Annotated in this window: 18 protein-coding genes and 2 pseudogenes; 14 read left to right on the forward strand and 6 right to left on the reverse strand. The window is 58.5% G+C overall.

Features of this window, described 5'->3' with window-relative positions; genetic code table 11:
• Positions 1 to 6 precede the first annotated feature (6 nt).
• The 8 genes and pseudogenes from rfbB to OHD62_RS35775 all read left to right on the forward strand — a co-directional run.
• Positions 7 to 1,077, forward strand: a complete 1,071-nt coding sequence (gene rfbB / locus OHD62_RS29690; protein ID WP_263790478.1) for a dTDP-glucose 4,6-dehydratase — start codon at positions 7 to 9, stop codon at positions 1,075 to 1,077.
• Positions 1,074 to 1,982 (forward strand): dTDP-4-dehydrorhamnose reductase, encoded by a 909-nt coding sequence (rfbD, locus tag OHD62_RS29695; protein WP_263790479.1) that lies wholly within the window; start codon positions 1,074 to 1,076, stop codon positions 1,980 to 1,982. Before rfbB ends, rfbD begins: the two co-directional genes overlap by 4 nt.
• Complete coding sequence (locus OHD62_RS29700) at positions 1,979 to 2,908, forward strand: class I SAM-dependent methyltransferase (protein WP_263790480.1); 930 nt, start codon at positions 1,979 to 1,981, stop codon at positions 2,906 to 2,908. Before rfbD ends, OHD62_RS29700 begins: the two co-directional genes overlap by 4 nt.
• 133 nt (positions 2,909 to 3,041) lie before the next feature.
• Positions 3,042 to 7,646, forward strand: coding sequence for a glycosyltransferase (locus tag OHD62_RS29705; protein WP_263790481.1), 4,605 nt, complete (start codon positions 3,042 to 3,044; stop codon positions 7,644 to 7,646).
• A gap of 41 nt (positions 7,647 to 7,687) precedes the next feature.
• Positions 7,688 to 7,966 (forward strand): hypothetical protein, encoded by a 279-nt coding sequence (locus OHD62_RS29710; RefSeq protein WP_263790483.1) that lies wholly within the window; start codon positions 7,688 to 7,690, stop codon positions 7,964 to 7,966.
• Between the two features lie 422 nt (positions 7,967 to 8,388).
• On the forward strand, positions 8,389 to 9,225 hold the full coding sequence (locus tag OHD62_RS29715) for a rhamnan synthesis F family protein (protein WP_263790485.1): 837 nt from the start codon (positions 8,389 to 8,391) through the stop codon (positions 9,223 to 9,225).
• A 41-nt stretch (positions 9,226 to 9,266) separates the two neighbouring features.
• Positions 9,267 to 10,142, forward strand: coding sequence for a class I SAM-dependent methyltransferase (locus OHD62_RS29720; RefSeq protein ID WP_263790702.1), 876 nt, complete (start codon positions 9,267 to 9,269; stop codon positions 10,140 to 10,142).
• A 173-nt stretch (positions 10,143 to 10,315) separates the two neighbouring features.
• Positions 10,316 to 10,510: pseudogene (locus tag OHD62_RS35775) on the forward strand (leucine zipper domain-containing protein); the annotation flags it as partial.
• A gap of 285 nt (positions 10,511 to 10,795) precedes the next feature.
• Here OHD62_RS35775 and OHD62_RS35780 read toward each other — a convergent pair.
• From OHD62_RS35780 to OHD62_RS29735, 3 genes and pseudogenes are all read right to left on the reverse strand, one after another.
• Positions 10,796 to 10,927, reverse strand: a pseudogene (locus tag OHD62_RS35780) (hypothetical protein); the annotation flags it as partial.
• Between the two features lie 458 nt (positions 10,928 to 11,385).
• A complete protein-coding gene (locus OHD62_RS29730; protein ID WP_263790703.1) occupies positions 11,386 to 12,117 on the reverse strand; it encodes an ABC transporter ATP-binding protein in 732 nt (243 codons plus the stop codon).
• Entirely contained in the window at positions 12,117 to 12,905 is a 789-nt protein-coding gene (locus OHD62_RS29735; protein WP_412177433.1) for an ABC transporter permease, read from the reverse strand. The genes OHD62_RS29730 and OHD62_RS29735 overlap by 1 nt, the downstream gene beginning before the upstream one ends.
• A gap of 226 nt (positions 12,906 to 13,131) precedes the next feature.
• Here OHD62_RS29735 and OHD62_RS29740 point away from each other — a divergent pair, with 226 nt between their 5' ends.
• From OHD62_RS29740 to OHD62_RS29750, 3 genes are all read left to right on the forward strand, one after another.
• Entirely contained in the window at positions 13,132 to 15,138 is a 2,007-nt protein-coding gene (locus OHD62_RS29740; RefSeq protein ID WP_263790706.1) for a nucleoside-diphosphate sugar epimerase/dehydratase, read from the forward strand.
• Positions 15,139 to 15,189: 51 nt separating this feature from the next.
• Positions 15,190 to 16,122, forward strand: coding sequence for a glycosyltransferase family 2 protein (locus tag OHD62_RS29745; RefSeq protein WP_263790489.1), 933 nt, complete (start codon positions 15,190 to 15,192; stop codon positions 16,120 to 16,122).
• 153 nt (positions 16,123 to 16,275) lie between these two features.
• The gene (locus OHD62_RS29750; RefSeq protein WP_263790708.1) at positions 16,276 to 16,815 is read left to right on the forward strand and encodes a sugar transferase; all 540 of its coding nucleotides are present in this window, start codon (positions 16,276 to 16,278) and stop codon (positions 16,813 to 16,815) included.
• Here the strand turns inward: OHD62_RS29750 and OHD62_RS29755 are convergent.
• Together OHD62_RS29755 and OHD62_RS29760 are read right to left on the reverse strand one after the other, a co-directional pair.
• Positions 16,803 to 17,753, reverse strand: coding sequence for an NAD-dependent epimerase/dehydratase family protein (locus OHD62_RS29755; RefSeq protein ID WP_263790491.1), 951 nt, complete (start codon positions 17,751 to 17,753; stop codon positions 16,803 to 16,805). The genes OHD62_RS29750 and OHD62_RS29755 overlap by 13 nt on opposite strands.
• Positions 17,754 to 17,766: 13 nt before the next feature.
• A complete protein-coding gene (locus OHD62_RS29760; protein WP_263790492.1) occupies positions 17,767 to 19,053 on the reverse strand; it encodes an O-antigen ligase family protein in 1,287 nt (428 codons plus the stop codon).
• A gap of 488 nt (positions 19,054 to 19,541) precedes the next feature.
• Here OHD62_RS29760 and cysD point away from each other — a divergent pair, with 488 nt between their 5' ends.
• Genes cysD through cysQ form a run of 3 tightly spaced genes read left to right on the forward strand, consistent with a single transcriptional unit; the run spans position 19,542 to position 23,192 of the window.
• Positions 19,542 to 20,447: a sulfate adenylyltransferase subunit CysD gene (gene cysD, locus OHD62_RS29765; RefSeq protein WP_263790494.1), complete on the forward strand. Its 906-nt coding sequence runs from the start codon at positions 19,542 to 19,544 to the stop codon at positions 20,445 to 20,447.
• A 2-nt stretch (positions 20,448 to 20,449) separates the two neighbouring features.
• Entirely contained in the window at positions 20,450 to 22,387 is a 1,938-nt protein-coding gene (cysN, locus tag OHD62_RS29770; RefSeq protein WP_263790495.1) for a sulfate adenylyltransferase subunit CysN, read from the forward strand.
• Between the two features lie 10 nt (positions 22,388 to 22,397).
• Positions 22,398 to 23,192 (forward strand): 3'(2'),5'-bisphosphate nucleotidase CysQ, encoded by a 795-nt coding sequence (cysQ, locus tag OHD62_RS29775; protein WP_263790710.1) that lies wholly within the window; start codon positions 22,398 to 22,400, stop codon positions 23,190 to 23,192.
• A 9-nt stretch (positions 23,193 to 23,201) separates the two neighbouring features.
• On the opposite strand, the gene OHD62_RS29780 is transcribed toward cysQ, so the two are convergent.
• A complete protein-coding gene (locus OHD62_RS29780; RefSeq protein WP_263790496.1) occupies positions 23,202 to 24,344 on the reverse strand; it encodes a DegT/DnrJ/EryC1/StrS family aminotransferase in 1,143 nt (380 codons plus the stop codon).
• Positions 24,345 to 24,584 lie beyond the last annotated feature (240 nt).

Consider the following 24,584-nt stretch of genomic DNA (forward strand, 5'->3'; position numbering starts at 1 on the left):
AGCAGCATGAATTTTCTGGTGACAGGAGGTGCCGGCTTCATCGGCTCGGCCGTGTGCCGCCATTTGTGCGCCAATCCGGCCTACCGCGTGACCAATCTCGACAAGCTCACCTATGCCGGGAACCTCGCCTCGCTGCGGTCGATCGAGAACGCGCACAATTACAGATTCGAACACGCCGACATCTGTGACGACAGGACGATCCTGGAGGTGCTGCATCGCGACGATATAGACATCGTCATGCATCTTGCCGCCGAAAGCCATGTTGACCGGTCGATCGACGGGCCGGGGGCATTTATCGAGACCAATATCGTCGGCACCTACCGAATGCTCAATTCGGCCCTGGAATATTGGCGCAGGCTCCCTGATACCAAGAAAAGCCAATTTCGTTTCCATCACGTTTCAACCGATGAGGTGTTCGGCGACCTGCCCTTCGACAGCGGCATCTTCACCGAACAGACGCCCTATGCGCCATCTTCGCCTTATTCGGCGTCGAAGGCCGCGTCCGATCATTTGGTGCGTGCATGGCATGACACCTACGGCCTGCCGGTTGTCCTGTCGAACTGTTCGAACAATTACGGTCCGTTCCATTTCCCCGAAAAACTGATCCCGCTTGTCATTTTGAACGCGCTCGACGAAAAGCCGTTGCCGGTCTATGGCGCCGGCGCGAATGTGCGCGACTGGCTTTTCGTCGAAGATCATGCGCGCGCCCTGGCCACGGTCGCGACGCGCGGTGCGGTTGGCGAGAGCTACAATGTCGGCGGCGGTTCGGAACGCACCAATCTGGCGGTTGTCGAGGCGATCTGCGATCGTCTCGACAACAGGCGGCCGCGCTCCGCCGGCCGGCGCTATCGCGATCTCATCACCTTCGTTGCCGACCGCCCGGGCCATGACCGGCGCTACGCGATTGACGCCTCGAAGATCGAGCGCGATCTCGGCTGGACGCCACGCGAGAGCTTCGACAGCGGTCTCGCCAGGACAGTCGACTGGTATCTCGAGAACGAGTGGTGGTGGGGCCCGATCCGCCGCGAGCGTTACGCCGGCGAGCGGCTGGGTGAAGCCCGCAAGGGTGCCGCATGAGGCTTGTCGTCACCGGACGCGAGGGCCAGGTCGCCAGGAGCCTTGGAGCGCGCGCGCATGCGCACCCGGCTGTCGAGATCGTTTTCCTAGGCAGGCCTGAACTCGACCTGGCGAAGCCGGAGACCATCGCACCGGCGTTGGCAGGTGCCCAGCCGGACCTGGTCGTGTCCGCCGCCGCCTACACTGCCGTCGATCAGGCCGAGGACGAACCGGAGCTTGCCTTTGCCGTCAACGGCGCTGGCGCCGGCCATGTCGCCGAAGCCGCGGCAAGGCTTGGCGTTCCCGTCATCCATCTGTCGACCGATTATGTCTTCGACGGAAGCGGCGAGGGGGCCTACACGGAAGATGACAAACCTGCCCCGCGCAGCGTCTATGGCGCCTCGAAACTCGCCGGCGAGCACGCGGTCGCCAGGGCCAACCCGCGGCACCTCATTCTGCGCACGGCATGGGTCTACAGCCCGTTCGGCAGGAATTTCGTCAAGACGATGCTGAAGCTAGCAGCGGATCGCGACGAGATAGCTGTGGTCGCCGACCAGTGGGGAAATCCCACGTCCGCCCTTGATATTGCCGACGCGATCCTGCATTTGGCGGCGATGCTGCATGGCAACAAGGGCTTTGCTTCCTTCGGCGTCTATCATCTGGCGGGGACCGGCGAGACCAACTGGAGTGGATTCGCCCGCCACATCCTCGACACAAGCCAGGCGCTTGGTGGCCCCTATGCGCGGGTGCGGGATATCGCCACTGTGGATTATCCGACCAAGGCGCAGCGCCCCAGTAATTCGCGGCTGTCGACGGCGAAGGTTGCATCCGTGTTCGGATGGACGGCGCCGGACTGGCGGAAGTCGACGCAACAGGTAGTGCACCATTTCCTGAGCGGAGAGGCCAGACAGGTATTGACCGCATGAACGAGCATTTTTTGGAAGACTTAGATACTTCTGTCTTTTCAGTTGAATCTGCGACCTCCGAGAACGACAAGCGTTCCCTTCTGAGGCTGCAAAAAATGATCAGCGGATCAGTGGCCCAGTACAACTATCTTGAGATCGGGTCGGACCAAGGGGGAAGCTTGGTTCCTATTCTCCGTGATCCAAATTGTGCACGCGCCATCTCCGTTGATCTTCGTCCGGAAAAACAGCCTGATGAAAGGGGGATTAGTTTTTACTATCCGTTGGATGGCGAAGCTCGGATGCTCGATAACCTGCAAAGATTTCTGCCGCCGGATAAACTTGATCGCCTCACAATTTTCGGCTGCGACATCCGTGATGTCGATGTAGCCGACGTACCAAACATCGATCTGGCTCTCGTTGACGGAGAACACACAAACACCGCCTGCTTCTCCGATGCTGATCGCATGCTGGACTTAGTCAAGGACGATTCGGTCATTGCGTTTCACGATTCGAATCTTATCGACGACGCTATCCAAAACTTCGAGAGGATGCTGGCGCGGTTGAAGATCGAGCACTCGACGGTACTCCTGCCTGATAACGTCGGAGCGATCGGTCTTGGGAGATTTGCGAAAATCATAACGGATCAACTGGGCCCTCTTTCTGCATCTCGTTCCGAATTCTTTGCAGACGCTCAGCTAAAGAGATGGATCTCGGTAGCGAATTCCATCAGAAATCGTGGTCTGCTCCCAGATCGAACCGAAGAATTGAAACTGGAGATCTCCGATCTGCGATTTCAACTGGTTGAGGAAAAACGAACGTCAGAGAAATTGCAGCGAGAACTGGAAGCCGCACGTCGACAGGTTGGTATGCTCCTGCAAAGTACTTCGTGGAAGGTAACAGCGCCCTTGCGATACGGTGCTGGTTTGTTCAAACGGACCAGAAGATAGTGGATCCGGTACGACACGCTTTCTGTGGAGAAGTTCGCGGCTCGCATCGGCTGGCGGGACACCGGTTTGTCGGGCCTCGGTGGAGAATATTGATGCGCCTTGTAAGCGTTCGGGTGTGTCGAGAGGATCCGGCATGAGCGGAGCAACTAACAGGCGCAAGAGCGGGGTTCGCAAGACGCTTCGCGAGTTGCATGCCCAACATGACGGCAAGGTTTCGGACAAGTGGTCGCTCTATCTCGAAACCTACGAGCAGCTCTTTTCGGCCTTTCGCGACAAGCCCGTCCGGCTTCTTGAAATTGGAGTTCAGAACGGCGGTTCACTGGAAATCTGGCGGCAGTATTTCCCGCAGGCAGAGCTTATTCTTGGCTGCGATATCAACACGGCCTGCAGCAAGCTGACCTTCGACGATAAGAGGATCGCGGTTGTCGTCGGCGATGCCAATACCGAGGAAGTCGAATGCAACATTGTCGCCCGGTCGTCAAAATTCGACATCATCATTGATGACGGCTCGCACAGTTCATCGGACATAATACGTTCATTCGTCCGCTATTTCCCTCATGTTTCCGAGGGGGGGATGTACATAGTTGAGGATTTGCACTGCAGTTATTGGCAGGAGTTCGAGGGTGGTCTCTACGATCCCTTTTCATCGATGTCATTCTTCAAACGTCTGGTTGACGTGGTCAACTATGAACATTGGGGACAGGACCGACGTCGACTGGATGCCTTGGCCGCTTTCGCCGAAAGGCACAAGCTCGCATTTGAGGAAGCCTCCGTTGAGTCGATCCATGCCATTGAGTTCCTGAACTCGCTTTGCGTTGTAACGAAACGTCCAATTCAGGAAAATGTCCTGGGGAACCGACGTGTGGCAGGCAGCACTGCGCTCGTTGACGAACGTGTGATGTCCCTGGATGGCGAGGTGAACAAGCCAGCAGATCAAACCGGAAATCCGTGGTCGCTGCAATCGGCGACCATGGAAGAGGAAATTGAAACCAACCGGGAGTTGGTCAAACGTCAGGAAGTACGCATAGAGGCGCTCTCTGGTGAGATCGCCAAAGCGCGCGAACGGATCCGCAGTGTCGAAGACGCAATCGCGCAGGCGAGGGAGCAGGCCAGCCGGGAGCGCGAGGAAGCGCGTGAACGGATCGCCGAGCTTTCGGCGGCGCGCGAGATGATTAGTACACGCGGTGCCGAGATCGCGGCTATGGTGGATCAAGCCAATTTGCAGAAGCGAAGGATCGCGGGGCTAAGTCGCGAAATCGAAGCCATCCGCGCTAGCCGACTGTGGCGCTACGGAATGTTCCTGCGGCGGCTCATCTCTTCGGCGACCTCCACGACGCTGTACCTTGGCCGCGGCATTGCCCTAAGGCCCCTCAAAGACCTCGACCGAGCTGGCGTCGGCAAGTCTGGTTTGAAGTGGATCATGACTGGCATAGATCCCCAGTTCGAGATGCGTTTGCGCTGGTCGCATTTCTTCCCCGCTGGCCACTATCGGCTGCGGCTCTCCATTGAATCCGAGGATACGGTTCGTCCCGTACTCTTCTTCGATTCAGGCAAGGGTTTCAACAATGCGACGAAGATCGAGCTAGGCGAGACAAGCGGCAAAGCGTCCCTGCGGCATACGTTCTCGCTCCCTGCACGCGCTTTAAGGATGCGATTTGATCCGAGCGAACAGCCCGGTGGAATCACCGTTGGATCGTTCAAGTTCCGCCGAATGAGCCGCTTGGAATATTACGGCCGCCTGGCTGTGAGGCTGTTGGCGCCGCGTCTGCGTGATCGCCAATGGCTGGCCCGCGCGTTTCGCGCTGCATTAGGAACGATACGGGTAGGTGGCGTGCGGGGTCTCGCTGCCGCTATCAGATCTTTTGCGACTGCAGATCTGAGGGAGAACAGACAAACGACGTGGAGAGCGCTGCTCGCCAAACCTCAGGAAGTTGAGGACGCCGCCTTTGTCGAAAGCCTTCGCCAACGCTTCAATTCCTCACTCGACCAGTTCAATGTCACCAAAGTTTCGGTGGTCATGCCTGCGTATAATCGCGCGCATACGATCGCCGCCGCCATCCGGTCGGTCCAGGAGCAGACCCATACAAACTGGGAGCTTCTAGTCGTGGACGACGGAAGCATGGATCGGACGAAGGAGGTTCTTCGCGAGTTCGCAAAGGACGAGCGCATCGTTCTCATCGAAGAAGATCATCAAGGCGTCAGCGCCGCCCGAAACGCCGGCTTGCGCCAGGCTTCAGGGGAACTGGTCGCCTATCTGGACTCGGACAACGCGTGGCGCCCCGACTACCTGAGGAACATGGTCGTCTTTATGAAGAGCGAAGGCCATGAATGCGCATACTCGGCCATCGCAATTAAGGATCATGATGGTCATATAACCGGCTACCGTGGTCAGGAATTCGATTGGGACAGGTGTTTCAATCGGAACTTTGTTGACCTGAACGTTTATTGCCATCTGAGGGGAAAGGATGGGCTGGACATCGAGTTCGACCCATCGCTCCGGCGCTTGGTGGACTGGGATTTCATACTGCGACAGACGCGCGGCAGGCCGGTCGGATACGCGCCGTTCATCGGCTGCGATTATGCGGATTCCAAGCTCGATTCTGGAAGGATCTCGGTCAATGAGCCTCTGCTTTTCTTGCGCCTGGTCCAGGCCAAGAATTCATCCAGCACGCCGCTGAGTGCAAAGTTCATCGCCGAAAACCTATCACTGACGATCGCGATCAAGATTCCCGCACCGCGCGCGGAGAAGGCGGAGTGGGGCGATTTCCATTTTGCTGAGTCTCTGGCTGCCGCGCTGGAGCGCCTCGGGCACACGGTGCGGATCGATTTTCTGAGGGAATGGTATCAGCGCCCTGTCATCGATGATGACGTTGTCATCATGCTGCGCGGGTTGTCGAAATATGAGCCGCGACCTGGTCAGGTGAACATTATGTGGAACATAAGTCACCCCGATCAGGTCAGCTACGCCGAATACGAGGCCTACGATTGGGTTTACGTCGCGTCGACGAGCTACGTGCCTTTTCTCGATTTCGTCGTGAGGAAGCCTGTGAGGCCACTCCTTCAAGCGACCGATACTGAGCGATTCAACCCTTCGCACCTTGCTGATGGGACGCAGGAGGGGCCGGTCCTCTTTGTCGGAAACTCCCGCAACGAATATCGCTCGATTGTTCGCTGGGCAGTGGAGCGTGACCTCAAGCCGGCAGTTTACGGCACGCTGTGGGAGCAGTTCATTCCCGCTGATCTTATCAAGGGAACGAACGTCGACAACAAATCTCTTGGCCGCCTGTATGCCGGGTCGAAGGTCGTGCTGAACGACCATTGGGAGTCCATGCGTGAGTTCGGCTTTATATCCAACCGGCTCTTTGACGCCGTGGCTTCCGGCGCCCGCGTGATCTCAGATGCCATTCCTTCAGCAGAAGAAGTTTTCGGGGATGGTGTAATCCAGGTCGGCAATGCGGACGAACTCGATCGTGCCGTGCGCCGGGTTTATGCGGTCGACGATCGTTCCGGTCGGATGCAACTGGCGCAGCGTGTTGCGTCTGCTCACAGCTTCGATCGCCGCGCGAGGCAGATCATCGACGACGTCCACCGGTTCATGGGCTTGCAGGTCCAAGGGGAAACTGGCACTGGGAACGAGTCCGGTTCGATTGGCGCGCCCGCAGTGCTGACCAAACAGCCGATCAGGGTGAACGCAGTCATCCCCTGGCAGCGTCACCCGCAGAGCTCCGCCTATATCAGGTTACTCAGTCCGCTGACTGCCGAAGTTTTGGCTGGCAGAGTGGACCTGAAACTGATACCGGCCGGCGAGGCGATGGAAGCGCGGAAAGCGGACGTTTCGATTGTCCAGCGGACGGCCTTTCACGATATGGAGGCCGCCGAAAGATTTGCCGATCGCATTGAGAAGGGCGGCTCCAGGCTCATCGTGGACGTGGATGACGGGTTCATCTGCATGGATGAGTCCCATCCCGAGTATGAAGTCTACAAGGATCGCAACGCAACCTTAAGCGCACTGGTCCGACGCGCGGACGCGAACTGGTTCTCGACAAGACCGCTGGCCGAAGCGTACGCTCAGATATCGTCCCGCTCTGAAATCATGCCCAACATGATCGACCCGCGGATTTGGCGAAACTACCGCAAACCGCGTCCCCTGTTCCCAACCGATGGGAAACTTCGCCTTCTCTATATGGGCACAGCTACTCATGATGCGGACTTTGCGATGATCGCCGACGCCCTCGATGAGGTCGACGGGCTCCGCCCGAATTCCTTCGATTTGACGATCGTCGGTGCGGTCAAGTCGCCTCCTCGGCGAAAGTGGATTGTCACCCTCAAGCCTCCTGCCGGGGATATCGTCTACCCGCGCTTCGTTCGATGGCTCCTCGATCAGACGCCGTTCCATGTCGGGTTGGCCCCGCTTGTCGACAATGCATTCAACCGCTGCAAGTCCGACCTGAAATATCTAGACTACGCAGCTCTTGGCATTCTTCCTATTCTTTCAGACGGTGTCGCCTATCGCGATTCCGCCACTGCCTCCGGTGGCGCAGTGCTGGTTCAGAATCGACAAGAGCAATGGCGCGATGCGGTCCTGGACGTCATCGATCATCGGGAAAGATATTCTGCGATGGTGCAGACGGCGGGCCGATACGTCAGGAACGAGCGAAACATTGCCAAACTGGCGATGCGACAGTGGGAAAGCTTGAACCGCCTAGTCACGAGTGAGCGTGTAAGGGGGGGGGCATGAAAACGTGGTGTAATTGTTGCGGATCGACAGAATGGGGCGACATGAACACCCGCAAAGGGGTCCGTTGCGTTCGCTGCAACTCGCTTGAGAGAACACGCGTTATCAAGCTTCTGCTTGACCAATTTGACGTCCCGAAGCCCGGAATGCGCGTCCTTCACTTTGCCCCTGAGCGATCACTCTTTCAAGCTTTAATCCATGGAGGACAGGTGGAGTATGACCCGGTTGATTTTCAGCCGGAGAATTTCGATTTTTGCAAGGTGCGCAAGATTGACTTATGCACTGATGCCGAAAAATTTCCCAGCGAGCATTACGATGTATAATTCACTCGCATGTCGCAGAGCATATTCCGTGTAATATCACGTCGGTCCTCTATCACATTCATCGTGCTTTGAAGAGCGATGGGATTCATTTGATGTGCGTGCCATTCATGCCTGGTAATTCGGAGGAAGATTTCAAGTCGCTAGAGCCTTCAGTAGCAATCGGTCGTTTTGGACAGGCCGATCATGTTCGTAAGTTTGGCACGGACGATGTTCACGAAATCTCGGAATGCTGTTTAGGCTGCCGAAGGTTTATTCGTTGGAGGACTTTGTTCCTAACCAGTTGCTAGATCAGCATAATATACCGCCCAGAGAAAGGAGAGGTTTTACGGGTTCCTCCGTTTTTCCTTTAAGAAAGAGGGATTTGATTTTAACTTCATAGGCCGACGTCGTCGCCTTGGTTTGCCAACTAGCAGGAGCACAGAATGAGGGGATTTCTCTCCGGAATATTGCGACCTTCTCGCAGCAAACCTCGGGTTGGGGTTTTTCTTCATATCTTCTATCCGGATGCTGCGCTGCAAATCATTGAACTTCTTAGTAGAATCCAAGACGAGTACTCTCTAGTGGTAACCCATTCTGGATGTCTTGATGAAGGTCTGCAGCGTGAAATCTCTGGCTTGAGGCGGCCAACGATTTACAAAAGTGTATCAAATCTTGGCCATGATGTTTACCCGTTCCTGACGGCCTTACAAATTCCAGAGGTTTCAGAGTTCGAGATCGTATGTAAGTTGCACACGAAGCGCGGCGACAACCCAATGGCGCTGAGTTGGCGAAAGGAAATGTTGTCGGCGACAATCGGGAATCCGAAGCTTTTTGGCCGCATCGTCGAGGCCTTCGCAACAAATCGGAAAGCGTGCCTGCTCGGTCCCGAAACCACCTACAAATCCGCGAAGGCATTTATGTATAAGAATGAAGCTCGCGTGACTGCGCTGGCGAAATCGACAGGTATCTCGACGGAGAGCGATTGGGGCTTCTTTGCGGGTACCACCTTTTGGGCGCAACGGCGGCTTTTCGATCCGATCTTGGTGATTCCTGAAGCGGAGTTGGATTTCGCGGATGGCCTTTCCGCGGGGGATGGCGAGATGTCTCATGCTATGGAGCGCTTTTTTGGTCTCTTACCGCGAAAGATTGGCGGGACTACGCTGCTGGTCGACCGGTCTGGAAACATACGCCAGGCAGGCTCCCCCTCGCGCATGGCGATAACGCAAACAATGACTCGTTTAGCGGAGGAAGCCGGGTTGCGGGACACACCTGCAATTTGACCTAGGCGATCCGCGCGAGGGAGGGATGAGCAATTCCATTGATGAATTCGGACTTGCCAGCGGAGTTTGATCCGCAATTTTATGCTGCGACCTACGGTGATCTCCGCGGTCGCGACGCCCGGCAGCTTCGTGCACATTATGAAGCTTATGGGCGAGCCGAAGGCCGGATCGCATCTCCGGCAGCAAGACGCTCGGACTTTCTCCAACTGGTGCCGACCACGGGACCGGTGCTCGAGATTGGGCCGTTCTATGCGCCCTGCATCCGTGGCCGCAATGTCTCGTACTTCGACGTGCTTGACCGCCAAGCGCTGACGCGTCGTGCAGCCAAACTGGGCCGACGGACGGATAGCGTTCCGGAGATCAACTACGTAGACTCCAGGGGTGATCTCTCGGTCGTTAAGGATACCTTTGCCGCTGTTGTGAGCTCGCACTGTATCGAACACCAGCCTGATCTGGTGCATCACTTGCTGCAGGTCGCCGCGGTGTTAGCTCCGGGCGGGCGATATTTCTTGCTCATACCGAACAAGCTCTACTGCTTTGATCATTTCATTGCCGAGTCGACCATCGCCGGTGTGCTGGACGCACACTATGCAAAAAGGCGCGTCCATAGTCTCCAAAGCGTTGTTGAGCATCGGGCCCTCACAACACACAATGTGCCTACACGGCACTGGGCCGGGGACCATGCCGATCTTGGATATATGCAATCGATTGCCAAAAAAGCCACCGCTGCACTTGCCGAGTACGAAGCAGCTGGAGGTGACTATATTGACGTGCACGCATGGCAATTTATACCTGAGAGCTTCAGGCAGATTGCACAATGTCTGGTCGATTTGGGGCTTAGTGACCTACGACCGGAGCGCATCTACGATTCGCCGCGCGATTGCAACGAATTCGCTGCAGTTTTGCGAAAGCAATGAAGTCAACTGCGAGGTTGGTGCCTCAGCGCTTTGACAGCGTCTAGACTTCCAAACTGACTGTATCAGCCGACCGGACACCGCTCTAGCTGTGAGGTTTCAATAGGTTGTTCATTCGGTCCCGAGCGAGGAAGCTGAAGTTGCTGAAGCTTTAGCGATTCTCGCAGGAGGACCGAATGAACATCCATAAGAATGCCCGACTGACGCCACATGGTCGAGAGCGGATTGTGCTTGAGGTGCTGCGCGGGCAGACGCCGCAGGCCGCCTCACGAGCCGCAGGCGTCTGTGCGCATACGGTGCGCAAGTGGGTTGCGCGGTACCAGGCCGAGGGTGAGGCCGATGTGATAGATCGCGCCACCCAGCAGAACCCAGCGGCCATTAGGGAAGACCCTAGATACCTCGCCGACAATTCGCGAGCTGTCTGCCGCTTCCGTTGGGTCCGCGGCGATCAGGCCCTTCTCATCCACCCTCGGCACATCAACCGGCACAAATGTACCCGGCCTTGCCCCGTTTTCAAGGAAATCACGTGGCAACGAACGACGCACTCGCGCAGCATATTCCAGATTTCGATCACTGAACTGAAAGCGATCCGCGCCTATGAAGTCATGAACTACAATGAAGCCGCCAGGTTTCAAAACCCGGCGGCTCCATTCGACGGCGGCTGCCACATCCAGCATGTGATGCAGGGCATTATCCCAGTAGACAATATCATAAGCGCCAGGCGAGGCCTCTGCGAACGCATCGGCCAGGTGAAAACTCATCCGATCCGCAATGCCGTTCTCCCGCATCAGTTGCCTGCCGCGATCGACCCGTACTGGCGAAATCTCAAACAGGTCAAATGAGTGAAACTAGTCCTTCCTTCACGAGCCACAGTTCTTTGCCGCCCGTGCCGCAACCCACGGAGATCCCTCGCGAAAGAACACCCTGAGCTTCGTGCTTAAGCCATTGCCGAAGGCCCGCAGCAAAGCCATCAAGCGCGTTTCCGCACATTCTGCGATTTAGATGCCTGAGAACCTGACGGCTCTGCCACCAGCGGATAGGGACAGCCGAAGTCCAGTTCGCCTTGGCGTCCCAATGCCGCGCCGCACGCTTAAGGTCGGTACCGATGCTCATGCTGTCGCGCTTACGTGGATGATCGCGGACATTCCAGTTCCTTCCTTTGCGCATTGAAGCCGCGGCCTCATGATGACTGAGGCGGCGCCAGCGGGCTAGATGCCACACATCCTCCTGTAGCAAGAACGCTAAATCAATCGCTTTTGCTACGCACCCGATCTTCCACTGACCGAAGTGCCTTTACGTGCCCCTTTTCCAATTCCAACACCTTGTTGCACGTCTTTTCAATCAATGCCGGGTTGTGGCTCGCGAGCACTATAATCCCGGCCTTCTCCGCCAACGTCGCCATACGCTCCCGCGCTTTCTCTTGAAAACTCGGGTCACCAGCGCCGATCCACTCGTCCATCAGCAAGATCTCCGGCTCCAGCGTGGTGGCAACCGAGAAAGCCAAGCGAGCAGCCATGCCTTGGCTGTAAGCCTTGAAGGGCAGATCGATGAAATCACCGAGTTCGCTGAACTCGATGATCTCCTCCATGCGTGTTTCGATTTCTTCCTGGCTCCAGCCATTAATGAGGCCGCGGAGTACAATATTCCGCCGCCCGGTGGCCTCGCGCCGGAAGCCGAGATTGATGTTGAAGAGCGCGTCGACACGGCCATTGATCTCGACCCTACCCGCCGTCGGTTCATAGATGCCGTAGAGCACTTTCAGCAATGTCGTCTTGCCAGCGCCGTTTGGCCCGACGAGACCCAGCCGGTCGCCGGCGGAAAGGTGAAAGCTCACGTCCTCGAGCGCTGTCACATGGCGCGATCGACCCTCGCCTTCGATCCGTCCCCCCGTCACCATGCGTCGGTCGCGCGCAGCCAGCGTCAGCTTCTGGCGCACCCGGTAGGCGAGGCCGAGGTTTTCAGCACGGATCGAGACCATCACAGCACGAACACGATCTGCTTGCGCAGCCTGCCGAGAAGAAGCACGGCTGTCGCCCAAAGGAAGAAGGTGATCGTGGCGCAAATGCCGAGGGCGTGGAAGGGAACCCTGCCATCGATGACTGGTATGCGCACGATCTCGAGGAAATAGGTGAACGGGTTCCAGTGATAGATAAGCGCGCGCATGCCGCCTTCACTGAGACGAGTCCAGAAGATCGGCGTCACGAACAAGCCGAGGCGCATCAGGTTTTGCACGAGGAAGTTCACGTCTGGGAAGAACGCGCCCCCTATTGCGCAGAGCGTGATGACGGCCGGCGTGGCGAAAACGATCAGCACCAGCCCGAGCGCGGACCAGAGCCAGAAGGACGTCACCGGGGTGCCCTCAATGAGCACGATGGCGAGGCAGCCAGCCAGCGCATAGGCGGCGCGGATGACGGACTGCATCGTCATGCGCATGACATAGACGGTGACCGGCAGCGTCGTGCCGCTGATGAAGCTCTGCTCGCGCGTGAACAGCGAAACGCCTTGCGTGATCACTTCCGACAGGTAGAGCCAGACGAACAGCCCCACCGCGACAAAGGCCGGGAAGTTGGGAATAGCCGGGTTGTGGCCGAAGATGACGACGAAGGTACCGGCATAGGCGAGATAGTTGACCAACAGCCAGACAGGGCCGAGCGTGGTACGCTTGTGCTGGTCGCCGATGTCCTCACGGGCGAGCGCCATCCACACATTGCGCATTCTGAGGCCACGGCCGATATCGGCAAGCGCGCTTCGTACCACCTTCAACATCATCGTCCCTGTAAAAGCTTGGCGCTGGTATCATAGTCCCTCCGCGATGCAAAGCGGTTGGTCGTACGCCCATGAGCCTCAAAAATATCTGGCGATGACCCCAAATCCACGATATGCGATACAAGGCAGTGGGCTTAGAGTGGCACTAGAAACAGGTGGCGGTGACGCATGTATCTCGCGCCGCTTTAGTGTCCATGTCCTTGCGCCTGGAGTTCAGTACTATTCAATGACACAACATGTAGAAGCCGTACTCGGACTTCGGCCGGACGTGCGGCGTGTTTTTATCATGATCCAGGACGCCATCATGGTCCTGGTCGCGCTCGCACTCAGTTTGGTTTTGTCGCGGTCCAACCTCTCGTTCGAAGCGTTCTCCTATGTTGGCTTGATGACATGGGCGAGCATCGTCGTTCTCAGCCATTTGCTGTTCAGATATTGTGGCCTCTACAATACGGTCTGGCGCTTCGCGTCGACGCCAGATTTTTTTAATATTCTGAAGAGCTGCGCCATTTTGACAGTGGTTCTTTATATCAACTCGCTCGCCTTTCGCTTCTTCTTCAAGCCGGTGACGGGTCTCAACGAGCGCCAGTTCATCGTCTTTTTTCTCGTGTCCTTCACAATCATATCGGCGCCTCGGCTATTCTACCGGTTTCTCCGCGACGGAGCGAGCTGGGGCATCATGAAGAGAGCCGCCGACAAGGGGTTGACCAGGCAAGCCCTCTTCGTCGGCAGTCTCGGCGAGGCCGATCTGATCATTCGCTTTACGCGTACGGCGGAGCCGGGGGATTATTCCATCGCGGGCATCATGGCGATCGAGAACGACGCTCCGCTGCGCACCCGAATCCAGGGGGTTCCGGTGGTGGCAATCCGGCCCCGTTTGACGGAATTTCTGGAAGACTATGCCGGCGGCACAAAAAGCGTCGACATGCTGATCTTTGGCAATGGAGCCGCGCGCGAGATCGAGGAATATTCGGAGCTGGTTCGTGTCGCCCGGCACAATGGCATAGCCGTCCTGCAGTTCTCAGGGTTTTCGGAACTGGGGCAGGGAGGCAAGCTGGTTCTCGCCGCTGTCGAAATGGAAACCATCCTGCGCCGTCCAGCGGTACCTTCCGACATCGAGCGCATTGGCACTTTTGTCCATGGCAAGCGCGTGTTGGTGACCGGCGGAGCCGGCTCCATCGGGCGAACCCTGGTCAAACGGTCTCTGGAACTGGGCGCCGAGGCGGTCCTGGTTGCCGACCTCTCAGAGTTCGGAATTTTCCAGTTGAGCCAGTATATCGACGAGAAGGAGCACCATCGTCTCAAGGCCCGCATCATCGACGTGGCGGACCGGCGGCAGATGACGCGTGCCGTGAGCGAATTCAAACCTGACATCATCTTTCACGCCGCCGCGCTCAAGCACGTGCCCTTGCTCGAAGAAAACTGGGACTCGGCGATCCAGACGAATGTTTTCGGAACGCTCGTCTGTGCGGAGGTTGCCGCCAGATGCGGGGTTCCGCAATTCGTGCTTGTCTCGAGCGACAAGGCGGTGGACCCGACATCGGTGCTCGGTATGACAAAACGAGCCGCCGAGCAGATCGTCAGCGCCCTGCATGAAACGCACGCGACCCCGCCAAACGGGCCTCGCGCCGTGGGGCATCATACTGGCACAAAGTTCATCGCTGTCCGGTTTGGCAACGTCTTTGGCAGCAACGGATCGGTGGCGACCATATTCCAGGCGCAGATCGAGGCAGGAGGCCCCGTCACCATTACGGATCGGCGAATGACGCGTTACTTCATGACGGTGGCAGAGGCCGTCGACCTCGTCATCATGTCGGCAGCCGATGCCGCCCTGCGGCAGGGCAGGGACGACTATGCCGTCTATATGCTCGACATGGGCAAGCCGGTGCCCATCCTTGAAGTTGCCGAGACGATGATCCGCATGGCTGGAAAGAGCCCTCATACGGATATTCCCATCCGGTTCACCGGGATCAGGCCAGGTGAGAAACTTCATGAGACGCTTCACGGCGACAATGAAGAGGTCGTCGAACTCAGCAGCTCGAAGATTTTTGGCCTGAGGACCGATGTTATCGAATGGCCGCGGGTCAAGGCCGCTCTCACGGCGCTGGAGACGGCGGTGAAGAATCAGGACAAGGCCTCGGCCCTTGCGGCGCTGGCCGGCTTTCATGAGGCGGAAAAATCACTGGGCGACGCGTATCGGCAAACAAGTCCGAAACCAATTGGACAGGCTGGATGAAGCGAACAATCCCATGATCGTTCCCAGGCGTTTGCAGACGATACCAAGCCCGTGAGCAAGGAAGATCAGCGTGTAGCCATATTGATGGGCACGAAGGACGGCGCGGCTTTCATTGAAGAACAGCTGGGCTCTCTGCTCGCGCAGTCCCATTCTGCCATCGACCTGTGGGTCTCCGACGATGGGTCGATCGACGGCACGACCGCCATCGTCGACGCATGGAAAACCCGCTGGGACAAGGGCCGCTTGACGCTGGTGGACGGGCCTCGCCAGGGCTTCGCCGCCAATTTCCGCTCGATGATTGTCGATCCGCGGATCGAGGCGGACTGCTACGCCTTTTGCGACCAGGACGACATCTGGGAGCCTGACAGGCTGGAGAGCGCGCTTCGTTGGATGCAGACGCTGGACGGAGCGGTCCCGCTTATGTTTTGCTCCAGAACCGCGACGATGTCCGAAGCCGGAACCATGGTCGGCTGTTCGACGCTGTTCCAGCGGCCGCCGTCTTTCCGCAACGCCCTCGTGCAAAGCATTGCCGGTGGCAACACGATTCTGCTCAACCGGGCGGCGCGCGACCTGCTGGCCAAGGCCTCGTCAAGAACGCATTTTGTCAGCCACGATTGGTGGGCCTATCTCATCGTGACAGCTGCCGGCGGCGTTGTTCGCTATGAGCCGCGGCCTCTGGTGCGCTATCGCCAGCACGAGGCGAATCTGGTCGGGGCCAATGTTTCATGGCGCGCACAGTTTTCCCGGCTCGAGCATCTGCTGAATGGCGGATTTGCCCGTTGGACCGATGAGAATCTCAATGGCCTGGCCGCCAATCGGGACCTTCTCACGACCGATGCCGCCGCTTGCCTCAGCCTGTTCACACAGTCACGAAAAGGCAATGTTTTTAACCGCTTGAGCCTATTGCGCAGGAGTGGCGTCTATCGGCAGACATCTTTTGGTACATTCGGACTTTATCTGTCAGTCGTCGCGGGTTGGGTTTGATGCATGTCGCCCAAAAGTGCGCAGCGGTTTTGGGACCACGACATGCACAAAACAAAAGTGCGTCTTGCCTAAAAGGCCCGTGGTTTGACCCTGATGCCGCAGCGTTTCTGGAATGAAGCATTTGTTCTTGGACAGGAGCATCGTCGGGCATCCATGAAGGCGGCGAAGCGGATCTTCGACCTCGTGGTGGCGGCGCTGTTGTTGCTGATCACCGCGCCGGTCCTGTTGCTTGCCAGCCTGGCAATTCGGCTGTCGTCGCCCGGGCCGGCGTTCTTTTCTCAAACGCGGGTCGGCCGCAATGGCAGGCTTTTTCGTTGCCATAAACTCAGAACGATGGTTGTGGGAACGCCTTCATTGCCCACGCATGAGGCGCCGGCAAAATCGGTTACGGCGGTCGGCAGCATCCTGCGGCGGTTCAAGCTTGATGAATTGCCACAGCTCTGGAACGTCCTGAAGGGCGAGATGAGCCTGGTCGGCCCACGCCCATGCTTGCCCACGCAAACCGAGCTAATCGAACGTCGCAGAGAATTGGGCGTGTCGTCGCTACTTCCGGGCATAACCGGGCTCGCCCAGATCCGGTCCATCGACATGTCCGATCCGGCACTCTGTGCCGAAACCGACGCCGCCTATCTCAAGGCATCGTCGTTCGGCCTTGATATCAGGATCTTGCTGGGAACGTTCTATCGCGGTTGAGCAGGTCGAAGTTTGGCGCGCCGCGCTACTTCGCCCAGCCGTTGGAATGTATCGGTTTCAGGTGACCAACCCTCCGAAATGAGCAACGACGGATCACATATCTGCGTCGCGCTCAAACTGTCCCAGAATGTGCGTTTGCCCAGCAGAGACGCAACCGCTTGCATCAGGCCGGCAGGCAAGGCAATCAGGCGCTTTGGCCGCCCAAAGCCTTGCCGAAAGGCTTCGAGAATGGTCGCGATCGAAATCGGCGACAGATCGCTGGCGACATAGACCGGGCGAAGCGGGCCTGAACGGGTCAGCAGGTGCAAGACCGCCTGCACAGCCGCCTCGGACGATATCAGCGAACGAACGCCCACCAGGGTGGCTGTGGGCAACGGCCAAGCGGTGTCGGCCAGGCGCATCAGCATCGCCAGACTCCCCCTCATGCCAGATCCGTAGACCGGCGGCAGGCGTAGCGCGGTGGCGTCGCGGCGGCTGGACGATGCATAGGCGTCCAGCATCCTGATCTCGCCTTCGCGTTTGGAACGCCCATAGGCGCATTGCGGCGCAGGGGCCATCTCTTCGTCGATTGTTCCGCTGAAATCGGGGCCTATCGCAGCCCGGATCGATGACAGGTAAACCAAGCGTCCGCTGGTCTGTGCTGCTGCGGCGCGCGCGAACTGGCGGGTCAGTTCGGCATTGGCATTCAGGTAGTCGGCGTCGGTCGCGTTGCTCCGATCATTGTTCAGCCCGGCACAGTGAACGACATGCGTGACGTCCTTCATGATCGCCAGGAAGGCTTGCACCGGCGCGTCGAAATCCGGCAGCGGGACGACGTCGTATACCGCGCTGGGCTGCGGGCGACGGGAGGCGATCCGGACCTCGATCTGGGCTTGACGAAGCTGTTGCGCGACAAGGCTCCCGATGAACCCCGTGGTGCCTGTCACCAACACCTTCATTGTTGCCGAATCTCTATGGAACGGCCGGCGTCAGAGGCCGCGGTCGTTCTTCTGTTATCGGAAGGGTGCGTCCTGACGCAAGATAGGTCCCGGATACCAGGAAGATCATCAGCACCGAATCCAGAATATCATGGCCAACCAGAATACCGACCATTCCGCCTGTGAGATAGGTAATCACGACGATGACGATCATGGTGGCGCCGAACCGCTCGACCGGATCGACACTGATGCGCAGCACCGTGGCTGCGTTTCTGGCGGCTACGACAAATATCGACGCCAGCGCCACGGCTCCCACAATGCCCCCTTCCACCAATGCCGTCAGAAAGCCGTTGTGGAAGTGGCCGAAGCCTTTGTTCATGCCGAATTGATCAAGAAACCCCTGTTTTATCAAAGCCCCGTTGGCTCCCACCCCATGCCCAAACAGCGGCATTTCGCGAAATGCGTCGAGGCCGATTTGCCACATGGCAACGCGAAATCCCAAGGCGGTGTTGTGGTCGCCATGCGCGGCGAGTGCTTCCCAGTCGGAGCGGAGGAACTCGGCTCGATCCAATATGATGGGGAATCCAAGGGCAGCGATCGCGAGACCGATCGCGCCCAATACCAACAACCAGCGAAGAGAATGCTTGCTCGTGAGCTTCTGCCGATGGATCAGCAACACGGCAATGCCCGAAATCAGCATCGCTAACCACATGCTCCGTGCACCGGAATAGAGGATGGCGATTATCCCGGCCAGCGCCGCGCAGACGAGAACGCTCCGGTGCCTTTCGATGCCCGACAAGGCGCCAGCCATGCATATCATGACACCGAGGCAGACGACCGTCGCGAACACGATCGGATTTCCAGCCGCGCCTTCCACTCTCAGCATGCCCAGCCAATAATACTGGATAGCCGTCAGCAGCAAGGCGCCGAAGCAAGCGGCCATGCTGCTGAGTATGACGATGCGTGCAAGGGTGGTTTTCTGCGAAATGCTCCAGACCGAGTAAGAGAAGGGGAAAAACAGGAAAGTGATCAGCGGCACAAGATGCGTCGCATCCCTCACGATGGAGTTGTTGGCGATCGAAGCCAGAAGAAGGGCCCCGCAATAGGCATAGATCGCGATGGTGAGGGCGACCATGGGCCGATCGACGTTGAAGCGCCGTCTCTTCAGGGCAACCTGCAAAGTCGACCACAGGCCGCCGCCATTGAATACAAAACTAACCACCGATCCCAAAACGGGAGGAGAAAAGAAGCAAAGAATGGAAAAGTAGATATTGACCCGCGACGGTGTGAATTGCTGTTTTATCGATGAAAGCCAGCTCAAGGTTGTAGGTCGCATTCTGCAAGGGGCTTTGGGACAAGAATGTGGGCTGGTGCGGTGATCTTCAACATGTCACGTACGTGACGCCACACACGCGGTGGCTGATTTCGGGGACCGGTATAGCGGCTGAGGATGATTTTCGATAGTCCGCGGAAACAGGCCGCATCAAAAATCGACAGTGTCGTCATGTGTCAGCGCGCGGCCGCGAACCGACCGGCGTTGGTTGCGTCCATCCGGGCAATATTTTTCTCGGCCTACCAAGCTCGTCAGCTCGGTGAGCAGGAATTTCCGAGTTCTGGGCCTTGAGTAGAAGATTCATTCCCGAACCACTTTGCTGCAGGCCTGTCTTGCATTGTTATAAACAATGGCGATCTGCTAGAACGCCTGCACGAAACAAGATTGTCCAGAAGTGAAGCTGAACCGGGCGGCTGCGAAATGCGCCCGATGCCCCGATGCAACGTCCGGATGACACGAGAGAACGCTCACGGTCCATGAATATCGCGCTTACGCATCTGCAGCGGCTTGAAGCCGAATCCATCCATATTTTTCGCGAAGTCGCGGCGGCCTTCGCCAAGCCTGTCATGCTCTATTCGGTGGGCAAGGATTCGTCCGTGCTGATGCATCTGGCGATGAAGGCGTTCTACCCCGCCAAGCCGCCTTTTCCCTTTCTACACGTCGACACGACCTGGAAGTTCCGTGAGATGATCGCCTTTCGCGATCAGATGGCGCAAAAGCTCGGCTTCGACCTTTTGGTCCATGTCAACGAAGATGGCGTGCGCGACAACATCAATCCATTCGTCCATGGTTCGAACACCCACACCCATGTGATGAAGACCGTGGCGCTGCGGCAGGCGCTCGACAAATACGGCTTCGATGCAGCCTTTGGCGGCGCCCGCCGCGACGAGGAGAAGTCGCGCGCCAAGGAGCGGATATTCTCCTTCCGCAACGCCCAGCATGTCTGGGATCCGAAGAACCAGCGGCCGGAGATGTGGAAGATATTCAACACCCGCATCGCATCAGGTGAATCGATCCGGGTCTTTCCGCTGTCCAACTGGACCGAACTCGACATCTGGCAGTACATTCTTCAGGAAGAAATCCCGATCGTGCCGCTCTATTTCGCCAAGGAACGCCCGGTCGTCGAGCGCGACGGCATGCTTATCCTCAGGGATGACGAGCGCATGCAATTGCGACCCGGCGAGACGGTCGAGAACCGCCTGGTGCGCTTTCGCACACTTGGCTGCTATCCGCTGACCGGCGCGATCGAATCGGATGCCGACACGCTGGAGGCCATTGTCGGCGAGATGCTCACGGCACGCACCTCCGAGCGCCAGGGCCGTCTGATCGACCGCGATGAAGCCGGCTCGATGGAGAAAAAGAAGCGCGAGGGATATTTCTGAGCATGCGCCACATCATGGCCAAGAGCCTCGCCCCCACCGACGGCGTTCGCGACTATCTGGCGGCGCAGGAAAAAAAATCGCTGCTGCGCTTCCTGACCTGCGGTTCGGTCGACGATGGCAAGTCGACGCTGATCGGTCGCCTTTTGTCCGATACCAAACAGATTTTCGAAGACCAGCTCGCCGCACTCGAGCGCGACTCGCGTAAGCACGGCACGACGGGCGACGACATCGATTTCGCGCTGCTGGTCGACGGCCTCGAAGCCGAGCGCGAGCAGGGCATCACCATCGACGTCGCCTATCGCTTCTTCGCCACGCCGAAACGCAAGTTCATTGTTGCCGACACGCCCGGCCACGAACAATACACGCGCAACATGGCCACCGGCGCATCGACCGCGGATCTTGCCATCGTGCTGATCGACGCTCGTCAAGGTGTGCTGCGCCAGACAAGGCGCCATTCGATCATTGCCTCGCTGCTCGGCATCCGGCACGTCGTTCTTGCCGTCAACAAGATCGATCTCGTCGGCTTCGACAAGGCCGTCTTTGAACGCATCATCGAGGACTATCGGCAGTTCTCGCACAAGCTCGGCTTCGAGACGATCGTGCCCATTCCGATGTCGGCCCGTTATGGCGACAACGTCACCAGCCGCTCCGACAAGACGGATTGGTACTCCGGGCCGACGCTGATCGAGCACCTGGAGACGGTTTCGGTGGACGAAGCCGCGGTCGAGCTGCCGTTTCGTTTTCCGGTGCAGTATGTGAACCGACCCAACCTCGACTTTCGCGGTTTTGCCGGCACGATCGCTTCCGGCTCGGTCTCGCAAGGTGACGAGGTCGTCGTTGCCAAATCCGGTAAGTCGTCGCGCGTCAAGCGCATCGTTGCCCATGGCGGCGATCTGAACCAGGCAGTGGCGGGTCAGGCCATCACCCTTGTTCTCGACGACGAAGTCGAGGTCTCGCGCGGCAACATGCTGGTATCGCCGGCAGCGCGGCCACAGGTTGCCGACCAGTTCGCCGCCAACATCGTCTGGTTCGACGAGCACGCACTGTTGCCGGGCCGCTCCTATATCCTGCGCACCGAAACCGACCAGACCAGTGCCACCGTCACCGACCTGAAATACCGCGTCAATGTCAATGACTTCGCTCATGAGGCTGCCAAGTCGCTCGAAATGAACGAAGTCGGCATATGTAACCTCTCGACGCGGGCGCCGATCGCTTTCGATACATTCGCCGAGAACCGCACCACTGGCGCCTTCATCCTGATCGACCGCATCACCAACGCCACGGTTGGTGCCGGGATGATCCTGCATTCGCTGCGCCGCGCCGAGAACATCCACTGGCAGTCCCTCGATGTCGGCAAGCGCGGCCGCGCCGACATGAAGAACCAGCGGTCCGCCGTGTTCTGGTTCACCGGGCTCTCGGGATCCGGCAAGTCGACTATCGCCAACCTCTTCGAGAAGAAGCTGTTCGCCACCGGGCGCCACACCTACATTCTGGACGGCGACAATGTCCGTCACGGCCTCAATCGCGATCTCGGCTTCACCGACGCCGATCGCGTCGAAAACATTCGCCGTGTTGCGGAAGTGGCGCGCCTGATGGCCGATGCCGGGCTGATCGTCATCGTCTCCTTCATTTCACCGTTCAGCGCCGAGCGGCGCATGGCGCGCGAATTGATGGCCGATGGCGAATTCGTCGAAGTGTTTGTCGATACGCCCTTCGAGGAATGCGCCAGGCGCGATCCGAAGGGCCTCTATGCGCGGGCGCTGAATGGCGAGATCAAGAATTTCACCGGCGTCGATTCGCCGTACGAGGCTCCGGAAAACCCCGAAATCCACCTCAAGACGCTGGGCAAATCGGCCGAGGAGATGGTAGAGGCCCTGGAACTCTGGCTGAACGAGCGTGACATTGCAGAAGACCAATATGACAACGGCGGCGGCATCTGACGATGAGCTGATGCTCGACCATTTCGAGCATCTTGCCTTAGCGGCCGGACGCGAGGTGATGCGCGTTTTCAATGCCGGCTGTGCGGTCGACCGGAAATCCGACTCGTCGCCGGTGACCGAGGCTGATCGCGAGAGCGAGAAGATCATTCTCGCCGGGTTGCGTGCCGCATTTCCTGGTATCCCTTGCGTTGCCGAGGAAGAGGCGTCAGCCGGCATCATGCCGCCAGATCTCGGCGACGCCTTCTTCCTGATCGATCCGCTCGACGGCACCAAGGAGTTCGTCAACCGCAGGACCGATTTCACCGTCAACATCGCGCTGGTTCGCCATGGCGTGCCGGAAATCGGCGTCGTCTTCGCGCCCTGCACCGGTCGTTTCTTTTCTGGCCGGCCGGGCAGGGCGGAAACAATCGAAGTCAATGACGACTACCAGATCACAGGCCGCCAGCCGATTTCGGCCAGGAAAGGTCTGTCCCCGCTGACCATCGTCGCCAGTCGTTCGCACAACACGCCGGAGACCGATGCCTTCATCCGCGACCTCGGCGCCGCCGAGATCGTCTCGGTCGGCTCGTCGCTGAAATTCTGCCTTGTCGCCGCCGCCGAGGCGGATGTTTATCCGCGCTTCGGCCGCACCATGGAGTGGGACACGGCGGCCGGCGATGCGGTGCTGCGCGCCGCCGGCGGCATGACGCGCACGCTCGACGGCAAGCCGCTCACCTATGGCAAGCGCGAGCAGGCCGACGACGAGGATTTTGCCAACCCGCATTTCATCGCCAGCGGCAAGGCCGGCGAACTGGAACCTGCCTGATATTTTTCCTTACGCGGCCGCAACCTGCTCCGAATTCGAACCGATATAGTTGCGGATCGTCTCGATGATACGGTCCTGGTCGATCTCGCTCAGATAAGGATGCATGGGCAGGCACAGGATGCGCTTCGGCAGCTCCTCCGAAACGGCAAGACCCGTCGGCGTGCGCGGGTAGTCGCGATAGGCGACCTGGCTGTGCAGCGGTTTCACATAATAGATGACCGACGGAATGCCCTTTTCCCCGAGATGCGCCTTCAGCCCGTCGCGCTTCGGCGTCTCGATGGCATATTGCGCCCAGGCCGAACGGCTGCCGTCCAGGTTGCGCGCCGCCCTGACGATGTCGCCCAGGCCTTCGGCGTAGCGCTTCGCAACCGCTTGCCGGGCAACCATCTCGTCTTCGAGAATGGCCAGCTTCTCGATCAGGATCGCCGCCTGCAGCGTGTCGAGTCGCGAATTGATGCCGACACGGACATTGTCATATTGCGTTTCGCCCTTGCCGTGGAAGGCGAAGGAACGCAGCTTCTCGGCCAGCGCACTGTCGTTGGTGAACATCGCACCGCCATCGCCGTAGCAGCCGAGCGGCTTGGCCGGATAAAAGCTGGTCGAGCCGACGTGTCCGAACGAACCGCACATCTTGCCATCGGCCGAGCCACCCATCGACTGGGCGGCGTCCTCGATCACCATCAGCCCTTCGCGGTTGGCGATCGCCATGATCGCCTCATAGTCGGCGGCAAGGCCGAACAGGTCGACGGGAATGATCGCCCTTGGCTTCAGCCGGCCTTCCTTCTTGATCATCGCGATCGCCGCCTCGAGGCTGGCGATATCGATGTTGTAGGTCTCGGGGTCGACATCGACGAAAATCGGCTCGGCCTTGGCCAGCGCCACCACTTCCGCCGTGGCGGCGAAGGTGAAGCTCGGCACGAACACCGCGTCACCTGGGCCAATGCCGGCCGCAAACAGCGGCAAGAGCAGCGCGTCGGTGCCGTTGGCGCAGGCCACGACATGCTTGGTGCCGATATAGGCGGCAAGCTTGTTCTCGAATGCGGTGACCTCTGGCCCGAGTATGTAGCGGCCGTCGTCGACGACGCGGTCGATCGCGGCCTTCAACCGGTCGCGAATGCGTTCGCGCTGCGCTCCAAGATCGATGAACTGCATGTCGGCCTCGTTCTAGCCAGATGGTCGGCGGGTTAGCCAGATAACTGGCCGCTGGTACCAGACTTGGGCCGGCCGAGAAAGCCGAACCGGCTAAACGGCGAATTGCCTAGGTGTCGCAGTCTGTTACCTCTGTTTTCGAGCCTGTCTTGGCAAGATGGCGGAAATCCGGCCTTCGCAAGCCGTTGCCAGGCCTTTCAATCGCATCCTTCCGACCTGCGAAACATAAAGTGATCGCAGAGC

The organism is Mesorhizobium sp. YC-39, from assembly GCF_025753795.1.
GTDB lineage: Bacteria > Pseudomonadota > Alphaproteobacteria > Rhizobiales > Rhizobiaceae > Mesorhizobium.

Excerpts from the sequence above, each read along its gene's own strand:
- OHD62_RS29705 (WP_263790481.1), top strand. The coding sequence starts at position 3,042 with ATGAGCGGAGCAACTAACAGGCGCAAGAGCGGGGTTCGCAAGACGCTT.
- OHD62_RS29755 (WP_263790491.1), bottom strand. The coding sequence starts at position 17,753 with ATGAAGGTGTTGGTGACAGGCACCACGGGGTTCATCGGGAGCCTTGTC.
- OHD62_RS29740 (WP_263790706.1), top strand. The coding sequence starts at position 13,132 with ATGACACAACATGTAGAAGCCGTACTCGGACTTCGGCCGGACGTGCGG.
- cysD (WP_263790494.1), top strand. The coding sequence starts at position 19,542 with ATGAATATCGCGCTTACGCATCTGCAGCGGCTTGAAGCCGAATCCATC.
- OHD62_RS29780 (WP_263790496.1), bottom strand. The coding sequence starts at position 24,344 with ATGCAGTTCATCGATCTTGGAGCGCAGCGCGAACGCATTCGCGACCGG.
- OHD62_RS29715 (WP_263790485.1), top strand. The coding sequence starts at position 8,389 with ATGAGGGGATTTCTCTCCGGAATATTGCGACCTTCTCGCAGCAAACCT.
- rfbD (WP_263790479.1), top strand. The coding sequence starts at position 1,074 with ATGAGGCTTGTCGTCACCGGACGCGAGGGCCAGGTCGCCAGGAGCCTT.
- OHD62_RS29750 (WP_263790708.1), top strand. The coding sequence starts at position 16,276 with ATGAAGGCGGCGAAGCGGATCTTCGACCTCGTGGTGGCGGCGCTGTTG.
- OHD62_RS29735 (WP_412177433.1), bottom strand. The coding sequence starts at position 12,905 with ATGTTGAAGGTGGTACGAAGCGCGCTTGCCGATATCGGCCGTGGCCTC.
- cysQ (WP_263790710.1), top strand. The coding sequence starts at position 22,398 with ATGCTCGACCATTTCGAGCATCTTGCCTTAGCGGCCGGACGCGAGGTG.
- rfbB (WP_263790478.1), top strand. The coding sequence starts at position 7 with ATGAATTTTCTGGTGACAGGAGGTGCCGGCTTCATCGGCTCGGCCGTG.
- OHD62_RS29730 (WP_263790703.1), bottom strand. The coding sequence starts at position 12,117 with ATGGTCTCGATCCGTGCTGAAAACCTCGGCCTCGCCTACCGGGTGCGC.
- OHD62_RS29720 (WP_263790702.1), top strand. The coding sequence starts at position 9,267 with ATGAATTCGGACTTGCCAGCGGAGTTTGATCCGCAATTTTATGCTGCG.
- OHD62_RS29700 (WP_263790480.1), top strand. The coding sequence starts at position 1,979 with ATGAACGAGCATTTTTTGGAAGACTTAGATACTTCTGTCTTTTCAGTT.
- OHD62_RS29710 (WP_263790483.1), top strand. The coding sequence starts at position 7,688 with ATGAACACCCGCAAAGGGGTCCGTTGCGTTCGCTGCAACTCGCTTGAG.
- cysN (WP_263790495.1), top strand. The coding sequence starts at position 20,450 with ATGCGCCACATCATGGCCAAGAGCCTCGCCCCCACCGACGGCGTTCGC.